This is a genomic window from Candidatus Woesearchaeota archaeon (assembly GCA_020854775.1).
Taxonomy (GTDB): domain Archaea; phylum Nanobdellota; class Nanobdellia; order Woesearchaeales; family 21-14-0-10-32-9; genus 21-14-0-10-32-9.
Genome location: JAHKLZ010000029.1, coordinates 1 through 17,202, shown reverse-complemented (window position 1 = coordinate 17,202; position 17,202 = coordinate 1). Strand labels below are relative to the sequence as shown.

Genomic DNA, 17,202 nt, shown 5'->3' with positions numbered 1-17,202 from the left:
TCAATCGGCCATCTTTATATGCACTATTTCCTGAGGTTGGGTATTATGATTTGAACTAGCAACAACAGTTCTGCCATATTGGTGTAAGAGGTGAGAATATTGGGAATTTGCTGATTATGTATCTAGAAAGTAATGCTTAAATATTCCTTGATTATATTAATGAAAATAAGCTTCGATATATTGTGCTTGATTCTAACGAGATCTTTGCACCGATTATCTGTTCTAAACATGGCCCAAGGTATGTTAAATGCAACCTACTTCTATTCGGCCCAATTACCTTGTTAATAAGGTTGAGCGCAGTATCAGGGAACTTATTACATATAATTGATTTATACAATTTCAACAATACAATATCAGGGTATTCAATTACGGAGATATAGTAGTGCAAATCATTGTAGACTTTCTCAAAAACTTTTCCTGCCCCAATACAAATTAGGACAATCACCTGTGAAATATTCTCATCAAGCAGTGTTTCTCTTTTCGGCCAACAATGCTGAAAAAATTTACTTAATCGCCGATCCCAAATTTCCTCCAATTTATCTTCAGCACTCTCTACAATCTCTTTGATATAGTAGGAAACAGAAATCAGTTCATCTTTATCAAACTGAAAAAGGATGTCTGCAATCTCCTTATATGTAAAAATATCAGGTTTATGAATTCCAATATTGGTAATAATCCTTACATAGTTTTGTACACCTAACCGTAGCTTGTCACGATGATTTACCGTTAGTAATAAATATTCCTTAATCTCATCCAAGAATGGAAGAGTAATTCTTGGATTCCACAAGAACCCTTGCCAGCAAGCAACTGTATATTCTCGTGGTATACTCCAATTGAATAACGGCAAAAGAAATGATTTTGTCCATTCAGGATCAATTCGGAATAAAGAAAGAGCGTATGAGGCAAGAATTACTTTGCCATTTAAATAATTCTCTGTTTCTTGCGTGCATATCTTTTCAAGTAGCTGCTTTACGGCATGTGTTAACAATTGGCCATCTTTGGGCTTTTTACTGAACCACCAATCCAATAATGCTGACGTGCTAATCCCTACGGGATTATTGATTGCCGATGTCACATAATCATTACCAATTCTTTGATCAGAGGGCGAACATGAAATTATTCGTTCAATCAATCCAAGAAATGTATCGTCATCACAAGATACAGTCTTCGCAGTAGCCTGCATCCATCTACTCAGCCCTTGAGAGCAAGAAGCAAAAAACTCTTCAGAAAAGGTTAGAATTGTGTTTGAGAGGGACATCCAAGAAGCCTCAACCACTTCTTCAGTAGCCCAATTGGAGAAGGCGCTATCCCACCAATGGAACGAGTCAAATCCATTATCATGCAGTTGGAGCAAAGCATCTACAACCAAGTCCAATTCAGCCTTGCAAAGATCTTTCCAATCATCAGCCTCCCAACCTTTTCGTTCTTGATTGTCCCTAATTGATGCATATAAATCTTTTACTTCTCTAGGCAATTTAATGCATTCGAATTCTGATTCAATTTCCATGCTCATTCTTATTGGATATTCTTGTTCTTCACTTACAACTATAGGCAAATTATATTTTTCGATAATTCCCTCAAACCGCTGTTCAGCCATTTTATCAAGACTACCCGAGCTTGCTTCTTTTAGAACACCAAGACGAAGCCATAGAGCATGTTCATAGCATTCTTCTCTTTTTGTCGGTTCGGTATCCATTCTGGCAAATTCTTCAGGGAGTCCTTCCAATAGTAAGTTTTCAATCTTATTAATCTCACATTGATTACAACTCACTGTAATCTTCTTTAATAGCTGCAGTACTTCGAATTGTGTTTCAAAAGACCAGAGCCATTTACCACTTCTTTCTGTAAACATTCGAATTACTCGGTTAGCATCGACAATGTTGAGATGGGATAATGCATAGAATGACAGTCTTTTGAATATTGGGTAAGGATAGTTCCACCATAAATCAATTATTAGATTTGCATACTCTTTATTATTCTTATTAAGTTCAAGCCAAGAATCTCGAAGGACTTTTACAAGACAGATCCATGAATAACGGGATTCTTCGAGTTCAACCTCATCGATTGAATTAATACTGATACAGGTATAATCGGAATCATCAGAAATTTTACCTAGGTTTTTTTGCAAATCCATTGTTTCTTTTAATAGTATCGTAAAGTCCACTATTAAATTAGGAAGAGATTCTTTCCATTGTGGGTAATCATTAACAATTTTTGCAAAGGAAATCGCTTGAGTGCTTATTAGGACCTCAGCATCAATGACATCTCCAATTCTCCTCATTCCATTCTCTGAAGACGTCCCCGATTTATATTTCGTGTGTGCCCTTAAAATCACAGCAGGTGAGAAAGCTTTCAATAATAGACTCTTAAGGGAAGGAGACAATCCATATTCTTTGATATGATTACAAGTCTGAATAATCGAGTGCCTTCCAATGGGTATGCATAATTTTCCTGAAAGAGCGAGTTCCCATAAAGATGTCATAGCTTTATCAGGTATACCATCAGGACTATCTAACAGAATATCATCAAGCTCTTTAGCCTTACCTGAATTCACCAATTGAGCGATATGATTTAGCCGATCAATAATCAATCTTCGAAACTCGGGAGCAAGAACGCCCCCTCTTTCACTCACCCATACAATCAAAGCTGGGTTGTTAAGATGCCTCACAAGCCAGTGGGCAAGCCAATTCATTACTTCATCATTCTTCATTCCAAATAAATCATTACTGACGAGTGACATATTTGGAGGTTCTTGAGCATCGGTATAAGGTCTTCTCAAGAATGTATATTCCGCTTCAAATTTTCGTCCGCATGCTTTGTGGACACCAAAAATGGCTATGTCTCCAGATGAATACTTTTTTTCACTAAAGGCAAACAACCATGACAAATCAAATACCGGAGTCGCCTTTGCAAAAAATTCTGCAGGTTTCCCAGTAGGATCACTTAGAGCCCAAATCATCTTTCTTGCAGTATCATCTTCAACAGTGCTGGGAGATGGTTTTGTCCCCATCAAGGAACGAATCACAGAGATTTTTCCTTGCCAACCTTCCTGATAGGTAATACCCCACAACTTCAAGGTTTCTTGCAGTAATTTATGATCTCTCTCTCCGTTATATGAGATAGGTGTAACACCTTTGGCCTTCCATTTGTTTTTGTTCAGTGTCTTGTCCTTTTTTGAAACATCGTAAGGACAAAATGCAAACATTTCAGGTAGATTTTCATCACGAAGTCTTGTTGCTGCAAGTGCGTCCGTCATATAGCGTACGACAGGATCTTCAAGACTATATCCCACGAAACAAACAGTGAAATTTTCAAATAGCTGACTAAGAAACCGAGATGCCCAACGTTCAATGAGATAAGCCTGCCCGAAATCCCCACTTGATACAATTATCGACCTACTTTCCTTTGATTCCGGCTCTTCGTTTAGAAGGCCATGAAGATATACTAGGCCATCCCATTCCTCGTTTGCAATCGGTAAGGCGGGAGCCTTAAAACACTCTCTAGCTACACCAGCTTCTTTAATGACATGTTCGAAAATTCGGTCAAAATTTGTTGTAACAAGCCTAAGTTTTCCATCTTTATTATTTGATAGAGTCAGCAATGACTTGTGCATTACTGTTGTTTTCTCATTGATTGTCGGATTAATAAGGATTTCTGCAATTTGCTTCCTTACTCTATCTCGACCTCCAGAAATAACTGATTCCAAGAGAGAGATTGCAACATCATATTGTTGATCTTTGAATGCTATCTGTTGAATATCGCTTCTAGGTTGAAAGCCGATATTATTATATACTTGCTCAACTAGCTTTTCAAATCCGGGCAATCCAGCAGGATATGAAATCCCAGCTCCACAAAAAAATACTACTTTCCCATCTTCATGATCTTGTAGTAATCTTTCTGGAATATCAGGAGCATCTACTTCACTTGTCAAAAATTTCATGCTTCAACCTCATCCACTGTTCAAAATCAGAGACATACTACATTGTCCGATTTCAATTTTTCATTATTCCATCATCGCTTTTAGCAACGCATTCCTTGGATCAGAATAAAACGTATTCCCACTTTTATTGACTATGGCATCTATTGATATCAGTCAGACTTTTAGCCTCCCCGTACATTTACAACTCAATTGGTCCCAATTGTTTTCACTGTACGACCAATCAAAGTATAATTCAAATCAAATCAAGCTCATTGTCTGATTTTCTTGCCTATTGGCAGGTAATTACGGAATATTATCAACCTACTTATCTGTAAATCTCTTGCACACTTGACTAAAGGCTACGTAAATTCCTCCTGCCCTGGACGGGCTCAAACATTGTAGGTAGTTGCTAGTGTCAAGGACTTTTATATATCTTCCCATTTTAGTATGCATTAATCAGAGTGGTTAAACGTCTCAATAGATCGTCATAGGTAAGTATATCAATAATATTTCGATATTGTTTTTTTATTAACTCAAAATCCAGTTTTAGTTTATCTGTGTTAAAATCTGAATTTCGGCCCATAATTATTATACCTCGTGGGGACACGGTTCGTAGCGCCACGCCAGGAGGCAATTCATTCTGATATTTTTTGTTAATTGCTAATTCACCGTTTTTACCCCAATATGTCAGCGAATATATATAATTTTCCACTTGGATAATAGTGCCCGAAAGCTCTTTTGTTGGAAAGTAATTATTCCGGTATTTTCTTGTACTGGACATGCATGAGATTTCTGGTATTTTGATTTCGACAATATCAATGAACCCATCATAATCTGCCATCACAAAATCTGAACGAAAATGCGATCGAGCGTTGCTTGGATTTTGAATCCTGAATTCCTTAAAGACTTTACAATACTTAGGAAAAAGAAGTCTCAATATTTCAAAAATCATTGATTGCCATTCTTTTTCTTTAAACCGCAAACTTGATGACAGCATGTTTTCCAATGTGGTTCGTAGTCTTATTAATTTCTTCTTTTCTTGCATTACAGTTGTATTAAGATCAAGATCCTGAAGGAATTGATTTTCTAGCATTGCTGTATTTGTTTCTCTTCTGGACATATATCTTCTGTATTTCTCTTCCCAATCGACAGAGGATGGAAAAAACTCATGCAGAACCTCTGATATCCTTTTCCCTGAATAGCGAGTTAGTTCTGTACTCGTTGGAAATCTTTTAAGAAGTTCTTTATATGTATCCCAAACAATTGCGTTCTCATGATCTCCACCGATATATAAATAATCATAGCCAAGTTGTACAATTTTTAGCATAATCGATATGTCTCTACTTGCTCGAAAGATTTTATCTTTTAGCTGAATATCTTTGGAGATGAATAACTCAATTCCGCCAACTACGCTTGGAATGAATTTGTAGTATCCATTTACTAAATTTGCTACTTTAAAGCTGATTGAATAATCGGAAAACAACTCCTTGAGTAGTACATTGGACTCATTTTCAACTCCTTCTACCAAATTTTTGCAATTATCTCTCGTAAGATATTGAAGTTGTGAAAAAGTATAGATACGAGTGATTGAGATCTCTTTTTCTGCGTCTGTATGGATGAATTCCTGATGCAGCCTCATTATGTATGAATCTTGTTCACTGGTATACGATAGAATTGCAAGTGCCCCGAAAACATGAAAGTGTATCGGCATATAAAGCTCCTTTTACTGAAACATACTTCTAAACAGATTTTTAATAGTATAAATATCTTTTCTAATTTGCGTGGTGGTTCAAATAATAAAACCTAGTATGTCATGAATTAATTTATACTTATTCACGTACCATACTTGCCCAGCCAATCTCCTCGACAGCATCTTCTCAAGTCTTTCTACTAAAATGAACGTGTGTAATTTTAAATAGGGTCCTATTCATAACGAACAGATGATTCTTGATTTAATACTATTTGTATCCATTAAATACGATTGTGTTGCTGTAAGCATACTTTTCATTTGGATGGATATTTTCGTCTTACTAACACCTGGCTGGACGAGAATGATTGACAAATCAAGGCTCTTATCAATGAGTGACCTCTTCATGTTTTTTAAGTCATTGCTTGACCCCTTTATAAATCTATTCGCCTTTCCCTTACTCCTCCGCAATAATTGTTTAAATAAATTCGTCGATGCATTCTTCCACTTAACAGAAAGTCGGGCTTGACCGCATAATTCGTATAAATCTTTTTTCCTAGCCCCTGGCATATCCTCACTACTGAATTTGCAATGATAAAAGCATGCTCTGATGGAGTCATCAGTATCTTTCAAAGCAACAATATCTGCTATTTCTCCGCAGCCATCATCAAGGTACAAGACATCCCATAAGTCTTTTTCTTTTTCGAGAACTTTATATTGAACAGAATCAATATTATTCTTTTCTGGAATATATGATTCACTTCTAATATTCACTCCATCCCAATTCCAGACTTCTAGATAATCTTCATCAAGTTCTATCTCGCTAGAGATTTCTTCAATCGGTACATAATATGCCCCAATCAGAAAGCTAAAATCAGCAAAAATGATTGATGGTGGGTTATCATTCAATAAAGCCTCAATACTCGAAATAATATTTCCTTTCTTTATTTTAATATCAGTTAATAATTCTAACCTTTCAAATCTGAAACCTGAATTATCTAGAGTCATTTTTAGAGGAACCTTTATTCTGTTTCTCCCAATAATCATTGAAATTATTAGATGATATTGATTATAGCCATCCTCCAGTTCAGGCTTAAGTTCTGTGTCAAAGATATCAATCTCTTGGTTGTCAAGAATTACACTATATTGAGATTCTCCCTTCTCAGAAATCAAATCAGAGTTTTGTTCAACACAAATTATACCAATCGGAGGGAATTCTTCAATTTTTCTTGGTTTCAAAACACCCTTCAGTATTGATTCAACCGAGATACTTGAATCTTTTAATTTTTCACCACATAGCTCAGCCCATCTTAAAAAATTATCCAGATTATCTTGTTTAAAAGACCAAATCCTTCCTTTTGCGGCGGCTCCTATTGTTTCTGGACCGCAACCCTCATAACCAGTTCCAAACAGGTTGGACTTTTGACTTGAATGTCTCAGTATGTATGAGAGGCCATCTTCCACATTACTTCCAATAAAAGATTGATAAGTAATGCTTCTATTCCCCATCATCTTCTTCAAACCAACATTCGATAATAACAAGCGCTTCATTCCACCGAATACTCTAAAATTGAATTCGGGGTCTATGGCATACCTTGATGGTACTATAGCTTCAGCAAGGTCAAATTCATTTATTCCATGTTCTGAAGAGTTCACATAACACAACTTACGTGTACGATCGATATATACCAGGCTATAGCCCCATCGAATATCTGTACACTCTGGCCCCGACATCCAATTTAATCGCATGGACTCTTTGGAAAACGAGATTAGCAGATTCTCATCATTTGCAACGTAAACTGCTGGATCGCCTTTTAGAACAACTCCCCAATTATTAATATTAATTGTGGAATCATCCGTATACCCAAATACTCGCATACTTACAGTTGGTTTAAATATGGATAGTAGATGTGTTAATTCTAACTCCTCATCTTCGTTTTTCACGAATCGTTCAACTAGTTCCTGAAAAGAGGTTCTCCTCAAAACAGCATATCTAGATAATTCTGGAAGAACTTTATTCCAATCTGCATTCTCAATATATAATTTTTGCAAAGCAGGAATGAATGTTTCGTCTCCTAAATTTGCTACAAATTTGGCTTCTCCTAAATTTGCTTCACTTCTTGTGATTCTACCTATAAACTGCAGGGTAATTGGCAATGACTTGTACTGATCATGTAATGCAGCAATTTTTAAATTTGGCAAATCTATACCTTCCCCGAACATGTCAACAGATACAATTATTTTCGCTTGCCTTTTCGCAATCAACTCCATCGCATTTTTAGGTTTCAATTTTTTTCGATCTGAAGTAACAAGTACAGGAAATAAATCGGAGTTTTCAGTAATGTTATAGAATTGATTATATAGAAAATTCGCTCTATCTATTGTGTTTGCCCGAACTAGCAGCATATGATTTTTTCCAGCTTCACGGTCAGAGCGTAGTAATGAAAGGGCTTTTTTTGCTATTTCCTTATCGGCACTGCTTCGATCATATTCATCTATTGGATGAAAATGAATTTTTGTGAATATACCATCCCTCATTGCGCGTGATAGTGGGTAATTATAGATAATTTTCCCAAGAATAAGTTTTTCATCTCGTCTGAATGGGGTTGCTGTGAATTGGAGGATTCTTTTCCCAGTGAAGGCATTTCTGATCTTTGTCCATGTCGGAGCTGTGGTATGGTGTGCTTCATCAAAAAAGACTGCGTCATAATCACTAATCAAAGCATGGAATTCCTCCTGTTTCTTTTTTGAGATCATCGCAACTGTAGTCACAACCACATTGTTGTTCCTAAAGATTTCAAAACTTTTCTGGTGTGAATCTGGCCAATTTTTCAGTTCGAATACGTTGGGTTTTATTACACCTTCTTTTAGTAACCCGTATCGGCTTAAGATTCCTAAATCCTCAAATTTACTCGCTATTTGAGATCGTAATAACGCAGTTGGTACAACAACTAAAACATGTTCTAAGGATTCCCAAATCATGCAGGCAATCATTGTATCGGTTTTTCCTGAGCCTGTGGGCATTACAATGATTGCTGGCTTATTATCATTGATAGACCAATGGGCTTTAATTGCACAAATAGCACCTATTTGTGGAGTCCTTAGCCCCTCAATTGGATGTTCACTATCACACAGACTCTCCTCACGCAAAACCAAGCCTTCATTCCATGACTTAACAATAGAGGATGTTGAGGAAACATTTTCAAATAACTCTGGTTGTTGAATTGTTGTAATTGACGAATTTACTTTTCCCATTTTAATAACTCCTGATGAAAAAGAATTGGTCAAATTGGGGCCTATCGCTTAAGCCAAATTTTTATTTCCTACATCAACACTTGTTGAACACAACCCCAAAATATTCCTTAAAAATAGCATTCAGCTGTCCTGCAATAATCGAAAAATCACAATTCAAGTCCAGCGTCTGTACCATAATCGTATTACCGCTCATCTGATAGGATTTATTGGGAAGGAGGGTCTCATCAGTTCTTGCATAAAGCAGCATACCAGCAACTTCATGTGGGATTTCTTTAAGGCCTGCATCCTTGTTTTTCACATAGGTAAATATTTGGTAGAGATTGTTGGAATGGATGGTATGTGCAGCATGCAGCGATTGAGTAGTATGTGCATAGAACTTTGCATCAATAATCAGCACCTTACTTCCATTAGACAACGTAATATCGCTTTGCATGATCGGCAGCATCGCACCTAGCCCATCATCAAGAGCCCAAGAAATCTGTGCTGCACTCACCTGTAGAGAAGGATACTCCTTGCGGTAATACTCCAGGATGAATTTCTCATAAAGACGATGCATGTACTGGTCATCTACAAAAGAAGCCAGGGAATAAACTCCAGGTTCAGTCGACATCAGCATCCCATCAAGAACTAACTGACAGATACTGATCAGCATCTTGTATGTCATATTATTTCTTTGAAATCGAATTGCAGACCAATGAATTGTTGTAGGTTCAAGGGTATCTACATGTGAGAAAAAAAGCATCTCCTTTTTCAATGCATCTTTATATTTTGAATCCACTTGTGGATGTCGAAAGAGAATCATCGTAGTTGTCTTAAGAATTTGGTTGAGCTGGTTGTTCTCTGAAAGCTCATCATACTCGCAAATCAATTTTTGCTTATGTGCAATAATTTGCTGAATCGTTTCTTCCATCTCAATTTTGCCCCGCAAAACCGCCAGATTTTCGGAACGATTCAGATACTCCCGATATAAACCTTGTTTCAACTGCAAACTTATCCCTCTAGCAAGGATTGCTGCAAAGACATTGTGAATATTGGAGAATTCTTCCTTTGCAATATCTTCAAAGCTCTCCTGCCTTAAGGCGTTGAAAGCATAAGAGAGCATATAGTAGATGTTCTTAATAAAAACTCTACCATATTGCTTCATTGGAAAACACCAGATAAGAGATTTTCCCACTTTTGCAACCTATTAGGATCATCAAACCAGTACTCATTAAGCATGGGCAACACTTCATACTGAATGACAGATTGCAGCCAGGTATCCGTACAGGCTGACTGACCACAGAAGTAGCTATGTCCAATACAAAAGCCTTTGCCCAAAGAATTATCCAGTACAATTTCGCTGTTCAACTCTTTGATTATGCTTATAAGCCTATCAAATACCTCATCGTGTAATGCATGTTGATACTGCACAAATCCTACAGAATCAAATCCCGGCTTAAGCTCAAAAAAACTGAAACGACGACGGAGAGCATAATCCATCATGGCAAGACTGCGATCAGCAGTATTCATCATTCCAATGATAAACACATTTTGAGGAACCGAGAAAGTGAGCCCATTGTAAGCCAGTGTAGCCTTTGTCCCCCGATAGTCACGTTCAAGAAGCATGAGCAACTCACCGAAAATGCGACTCAAGTTCCCCCGGTTTATTTCATCGATGATGAAAAAGAAATCTTTCTCCGGTTGATTAGCCGCCTTCTGGCAGAAGCGATAGAATATTCCATACTTCAGTTCGAAACCATCATTTACCGGCTTATACCCCATCATAAAATCCTCATACGAATAACTCTGATGGAACTGGACAAATTCTATACGGTTCTCGTCCCTTTCTTCCATTATGGAATATGCAAGACGCTTGGCAGCAAACGTTTTTCCAACCCCTGGAGGACCTTGTAGAATAACATTCTTCTTATTCCGTATAACGGCTACCAACATCTCATACTGATCCTCAGCCATATATACTTCGTTCAGAAAATCTTCCTTGGTATACGGGGTTGCACGATTCTCTGATAAGATTGGGTTTTCTTCCCTGATAAGGTCCAGAATAAAGTCATACTCACCTTTGGTCAGTTTGAATAAGCTTCCCTGTGGGTTTATGAAGTACTCCATTTTCTCCAGTTCAGGGCAACTCTTTACCACTTGATAATCAATCGGTGAGGCTAAGCCTTCCACTTTTTCAAAACAGACCTTCTCTCCATCTTGCTCAGCAACGAATTTTCCCAATGCTACAACTTTCTTGACTGGGTTAGATTCATAACCAATCAAGTAATCCCCTGCTTTTACGTCAAGGAAATTCTGAAAAATTCGCCGTTTATTGCCATTATCATTATACAAAGTATACGATTGCACATCTCCAATCGCGATGTCGGAGAAGCTCCAAATTTTCGGGTTCGCATTAAGCCACCAGTAACCATGAACTACAGAATCGGCAACCTTGGCATACAGTTGTACTTGGCTCATATCAATCGTATCGAGTGCATGAGAGAGTTCATTACGAAGCTTCCATATATAGCTGCCGGCATCAGACTTATCTGCTTCACGACCAATATAAAGAATCGGCCAATACCGAGAATTTTCCTCGTCATCTAGTATTGGACAATTAGTCTTTTCCTTAATCCGTCGAGCTAAAGCCACAGAACCATTGAGATAGAAATGTAAATTTTCTCCATACTTGACTGATAGTTGTGTACAGCTGGCCATACCACCGTAATCCTTGAGTCTTTTCATAATTTCAAGACTACCTGTGGTGAAAACCTCTTTATCATTCAGAAGCACAACCCACTGCTCAGAAGTGATTTCAGGTGAATAGTTCTTTGGGAACCACAGATCATCGTTAACTTGCTTGGGCTCCTTAATCTTGCGACTGATATAGAAGCCTACATCAATAGTCAATGTACGTAGTTCTGGATCAGGATAACAGCTTGGAGTTACTTGTGAAACAAGCAGCTGTTTCAGCTCCTGATCTTTCTGCAATTCCTCGCATAGTTCGTTATAAAGTAGAAGACTGTTGCGAATGTTGCTTGCATACGCACCGCTTTTGAACGTGTATGAACTCTCCAGCTCATTAGATACGGCGCTCACTTCACTATATTTATAGATGTAATAAGTATCAGGATATCGAAGCCACAAGTACGTGGTGATGGCATTTTCCTTCTGATAATGCTGTTTTGCCCCTTTACCGTATTTTTCCAGAAGTACAGCTGACTCACTCTTAAATGCATCGATTCGTTCATACACATCCCTTCTTTCATCGTACAGATGCATGAACATAGCTCGAACTTCCTCGGGGGCCTGCAAAGCAAAACTCTTGATCATTGCAGCCGGCAGGTAATTCATTGAAGCCAGTAGGTTCTCTGTTTTAGCAATGGAGTGTGCCAACATTTCTGAGAAGTTTGCAGCATTGATATCCCAATTGTCTTGAAAGCACTTGACTGCTTCCCATTTGTATTTCTCATTCTTCCACTGCTTATCAATGAAATCCTGTTTGTACTCCGCAAGAACCTCATTCAATCTGGATATGTTAATCATTGCAAAACTCCTCAGCGCTCAATATCACGACCGGATAAGAGTTAAAAATACGACCAGTCTTGATTTATTAGTATAGTAGCGCTCTGTGCTGAGAGCAATGAATTAATTCATTGGGCATCATCAATCGCGAGCAGTTGCATTAAATGTCCACCTAAAATTCTAAGAATTGGCTACAACCAAAGGCAGAATAAAGAATCTGAAGCTATTGGCTTAGATATACTACCAAGCAGAGAAGGCCTCTTTCCAGGGTTAATTTGCTTTTTTTGTAAATTCTTGTTAAGGTAATAAATCTCTATTACATCGCATAATAAGTCAGAACCTCTTATAATCTTTTCGACCTCCGGTCCTCCATGATTATGTATATTAATGCTTGTCAAAGAATTCATTTTTGCACTAGTTAACCGGCTTGGATTATTGGAAACTACTAGAGCGTATATTGCTAGCCACTTAGTTATATAATAAAAATTTAGTAAGCATTTTCAACTTAAGTATGGTATTAATTGGATATTGAGAGTAAAAAAATGCTTATGTTCAAATGAGAATTGTATTTTCCGAGGACTATCAGTCCAGGAATAATAATCCTGATTACTGCAAGGACAAGGGGTTGTTTAATGAAAATGTCCAATACTACAAGTCTTGAAGATGTGAAATCTGGAATTCTAGAGTATATTAAATCAAGTGATTACCAGTATTCTCTTTTTATCAATGGAGAATGGGGTATTGGAAAGACACATTTTATTAAGGGATCCCTTAAGAGCGTTATAACTGACAGCACGAGAGTTGTATATATTTCATTGTTTGGCATTGCTTCAATCCAAGAGTTAGACGAGAAATTATCTACAGAACTATTGCTTCAGGTCTTTAATAAAAAAAAGTTCTATGACTCGAAGCTTGGTAAGCTCTGCAGAATATTAGGAAAAACTGCCTTTAACATTATACTTAAAAATATTGCTCTCGAGTCTAAGGATTTTCCAAGCAAATCGGACTGGCTAGCCTTCTTACCAAAGAGTAAGAACAGAAAAATTTTATTCGTTTTTGATGATATTGAAAGAACCTCATGTGAGATGCGGGATTTATTGGGTTATATAAATAATTTCGTTGAGCAGTATAATGCAAAAGTTATACTTATTGGTAACGAGCCCAAGATAGGATTTACTGGAGATAGAAATGAAGCAAAGCCAACTAATACAGCAAGTAATATCCCCAATGATTCAGGAGACTCTGAGGATAGAAACCAGAGTATATTCTCTGAGTATAAAGAAAAGTTGGTAGGATATAAAATTAACCTAACTCCAGATTTTAATGCTGTTGCGAGTATAATTGTAAATTCTTTAACAGATAAACTAGAAATCGAAACTAACATTGGTTTAACCGCAAAAGAAATAGGAGAAATCCTTATAAGCATCTTTGAAGATGCTAATGATAATAATCTTAGAAATTTCCAAAATATAATTGGTACTATTGGACGATTGTTTCAATCACTGATGGACCCCCAATATCTAAAACTTTTCCCAGAGAAGGATTATATTAAGCGATTTTTCCAAGTTTCAATAATCCAGCTTACGTGGTGTAAATTAAATAAAAACCCATCTCAGAATTGTCTTTACGCAAATTCTCAATGGTCTGGTGAATCTAGATTGTCTCTTAGTTATATGGAATCGTTTGTTAGTTCTTCAATTATGCCACAATCAGAGTTTAAACAATCAATTAATGAGTTCATACGAATTATAAAATGGGAGGATGATAATAAAAATGATCCACTAAATGTTTTAAGAAGCAGCTACCATGAATTGGAGAGCTATGAGATTTTCCTCGAATTATATAGTAACTTGGTTACAAAATTAAACAATTTCGAATATCCCCCATTTAAATGGGGAGATATCCTTGTTTTAATATCAAAATTGGAAACTGAGCATCTAGCTGAAAAAGGTGCATTTCATGCCGCTCTTGACAAAATTGAATCTCAGGTAAAATCCATTGATTGGAGTTGCAAGGAATACCAACAATTCTATTTTGATGTAACGTACTATACTTTTACTAGCAAACTGATAAAAGAACATCAAGAGGCACTATGTCTCAATTTTGATGATTGGGGTAATTGGAAAAATAAGTATTTAGAAGAGAAAATCGGAAAAAATCTTCAACAATATCTGAAAGAAAATAATATTGATGGTTTTATTACCTACATTGATACTAAACAGAATGATATCCTCAAGTTTAAACGGTTATTGTCTCTATTAGACTTGGTGAATATCACAAATTTTTTAGCCAATGCCACATCTCATCAATATCAAATTTTTAGAAAGGCAATCTTTGTAGCATATGAAAAATTTGTAATAATAGAAAATGATGAATTGATTGTAATAAAACAAATAGTTGAATGGTGTCGCAATAATATGGATATTGGAGATAAAATTGTTTTAATGCAAAGAAGATGGTTGCTGGATAATCTGGAAAAATTCGTTGCAAATTCTGAACAAAGCTAAGCCTTAAGGAGTGCTGACAAAATCTTGGACTACAATGGGGCTAAAGAAAATGTCGAAGATTTTCTTAACATTAAGAGCCATTTAAAAGACCAACTGTACCAACAAATGTACCAAAATACCAAAGAATGTACCAATTCCGGGTTGTTTTAACTTGTTCAAGGTTGTTTCATAATGCTTGACAGCAAATCGATTTAGGAACATAATGAAACAAATTAGATGTGATCAAGTGCCCGCTCATAATCCGTGGGTCGGAGGTTTAAATCCTTCAGGGCCCAAAGTAAATCAAAGCTTCTTGCGATGCAGGGAGATTTGATTGTTGGGGGGCTAGATTTGATCTGAATCTCATCCAGGAATGAATCATGATGCTTTGGAATATCTCGAGGGTATCCTTTGATCATAAGAACACCAAATTTACACAGAGGTAGCGTTGGACAGAATCACTCCCCGATACAAGATGCTTTCGTTTTCTATCACCTTTCTCACAACATTCTCTACAAACCAATAATTTGACATTGCAGTGTATTCTCACACTCTCTTGAAAACCTTTTGAATCTCCATGTCAGAGGAAAGCATCACCAAGTCAGCTTTGTAGCCGGGCTTTATGCAGCCTCGATCTGTTTGCGAAAGTACCCGTAAGGGGTTCTCGGATGCAACCTGAAAGAATGATTGCTTGTCCAATAAGTTTTTGTGAAAAAGGTTTCTTGCTGTTTCACTGATAAGCATTGCAGAGCCTATCAGTATGTCACTATCACTGTAATAGCAGGCCTTCCCATTCGAATAGATTTGCTTACCCAAATACAAGCCTTCACCGGCACCCATACCGGCCAAACTCATAGCATCAGAAATCAGACAAAGCCTATCTGTGCCAAGCGAATTGATCGTCAAGTCAATCACTGACGGATGCACATGTACTTCATCACAAACAAGTTCATAGGTTGCATGGCTGTAGTCACGGACAAACGGCATGCCAGCCAAGCCTGGGCGTTTGTGATCTATGCCGCTCATCGCATTGAAAAGATGGGTTAGATGATTCTTATCCCTAGGACTCAATGCATCCAGAGGACAATCACTATGGCCATAGGCAACAACAATGTTGCTCTGTTCCAAAATATTCGAAAGCTCTTCACTGCCTTTCAGTTCAGGAGCAATGGTCATAGAGGTGACAAGAGGCTTCTTTCCACACTTGATGGAAAGAATCTTCTCCAGATACTCTCTATCAAAGGCCCTTATACCTGAAGATAGAATGCCACCCTTTTTTTCAGGTGCGATGAAAGGTCCTTCCACATACACCCCAAGCAGATAGGATGATAGGAAAGTACTCGTATCCATTGCTTTTTTAATCTGGGCCAAGAGATCCAAATCCATGACAACCGCAAGTTGGAAACTAGTTATACCCTTCCCTGCAAGAAACAAGGCCATGCCTTCAAGGTTTTCCTGTATATTACCTCTGGTTGAATCAAAGCCACCACAACCATGGATGTGCATATCGACTAGACCTGGACCCACAAGGTTACCCTTGGCATCATACTGCTTTAGATGCTGTACCCTCTTTTGATCATGCTTGCCAACATACATGACGATTCCCTGCTCCAGCACTATGGTTGCATCAGGTAGTAGTGCCCCATTCGTATAAGCCAAGGCATGGATTATTGCATAGTCAACTTCAGAATGAACCATTTGCTACTACTCCATCAAGAGAATTTGGTTTGCACATATAGATAAAAGTGAATACAAAACTTTTGCCGGATTCCTCATAGTTACGGCCGCATAACGCATTAGTGAAATCCCTATCTTTCTTAACCCTCAACGCTTAGACTGAAAATCTTTTTCCCTGCACGCAATGGTCACTTCCCCAAGCAGAGTCCAAGAATGCAATCTGAATCACATTTTAAGACTAACATACATTCACTGATGGAGACAGCATCCAAATCATTGAAGTCTTGATGCTCATCAGATACATCCGCATAAACCTCACCATCAGTTTTATCTTCATCATAGGGGAATCTCTCCCGGTTGGCGAGAGTAATCAGTACTCATGCAATACGGCAAGGAGAGGGCCAACTCTTCGAGGCATTTCTAACCAGCAAGTGTATCAAAGTACCAATACACGTGCCGATCCCATTAATCTTCACCCTGATTTTTGTTGTCTCATAATGCTCGACAATACATGGATATATAATCAGTTTTTAGGCCTTTCGCTGTTTTGAGTGGGTAGAATCCTAAAGAGACAAAGTGATAGTGGAAAACTCTGGGAGTGCTGTGGTACTGTTTTGGTATCACAGAACAGAGAGGTAATTCATGATGAACGGATTCTCCCAGACAGATATCTT

General features: G+C 37.5%; 7 protein-coding genes. 1 reads left to right on the top strand and 6 read right to left on the bottom strand.

Annotated features, from left to right (window positions below; translation table 11 throughout):
• Window positions 1–151 precede the first annotated feature (151 nt).
• The 5 genes from KO361_05070 to KO361_05050 all read right to left on the bottom strand — a co-directional run bounded on the left by KO361_05070 (window position 152) and on the right by KO361_05050 (window position 12,386).
• On the bottom strand, window positions 152–3,940 hold the full coding sequence (locus tag KO361_05070) for an SIR2 family protein (protein MCC7574937.1): 3,789 nt from the start codon (window positions 3,938–3,940) through the stop codon (window positions 152–154).
• A gap of 421 nt (window positions 3,941–4,361) precedes the next feature.
• Window positions 4,362–5,630 carry a DUF4263 domain-containing protein gene (locus KO361_05065; protein ID MCC7574936.1) on the bottom strand — a complete coding sequence of 423 codons (1,269 nt, stop codon included), beginning with the start codon at window positions 5,628–5,630 and terminating at the stop codon, window positions 4,362–4,364.
• A 216-nt stretch (window positions 5,631–5,846) separates the two neighbouring features.
• Entirely contained in the window at window positions 5,847–8,861 is a 3,015-nt protein-coding gene (locus KO361_05060; GenBank protein ID MCC7574935.1) for a DEAD/DEAH box helicase family protein, read from the bottom strand.
• Window positions 8,862–8,934: 73 nt separating this feature from the next.
• Complete coding sequence (mcrC, locus tag KO361_05055) at window positions 8,935–10,005, bottom strand: 5-methylcytosine-specific restriction endonuclease system specificity protein McrC (protein ID MCC7574934.1); 1,071 nt, start codon at window positions 10,003–10,005, stop codon at window positions 8,935–8,937.
• Entirely contained in the window at window positions 10,002–12,386 is a 2,385-nt protein-coding gene (locus tag KO361_05050; protein ID MCC7574933.1) for an EVE domain-containing protein, read from the bottom strand. Before KO361_05050 ends, mcrC begins: the two co-directional genes overlap by 4 nt.
• 611 nt (window positions 12,387–12,997) lie before the next feature.
• Here KO361_05050 and KO361_05045 point away from each other — a divergent pair.
• Complete coding sequence (locus KO361_05045; GenBank protein MCC7574932.1) at window positions 12,998–14,872, top strand: KAP family NTPase; 1,875 nt, start codon at window positions 12,998–13,000, stop codon at window positions 14,870–14,872.
• 525 nt (window positions 14,873–15,397) lie between these two features.
• Here KO361_05045 and KO361_05040 read toward each other — a convergent pair.
• Window positions 15,398–16,549, bottom strand: coding sequence for an amidohydrolase family protein (locus KO361_05040; protein ID MCC7574931.1), 1,152 nt, complete (start codon window positions 16,547–16,549; stop codon window positions 15,398–15,400).
• Window positions 16,550–17,202: the final 653 nt, after the last annotated feature.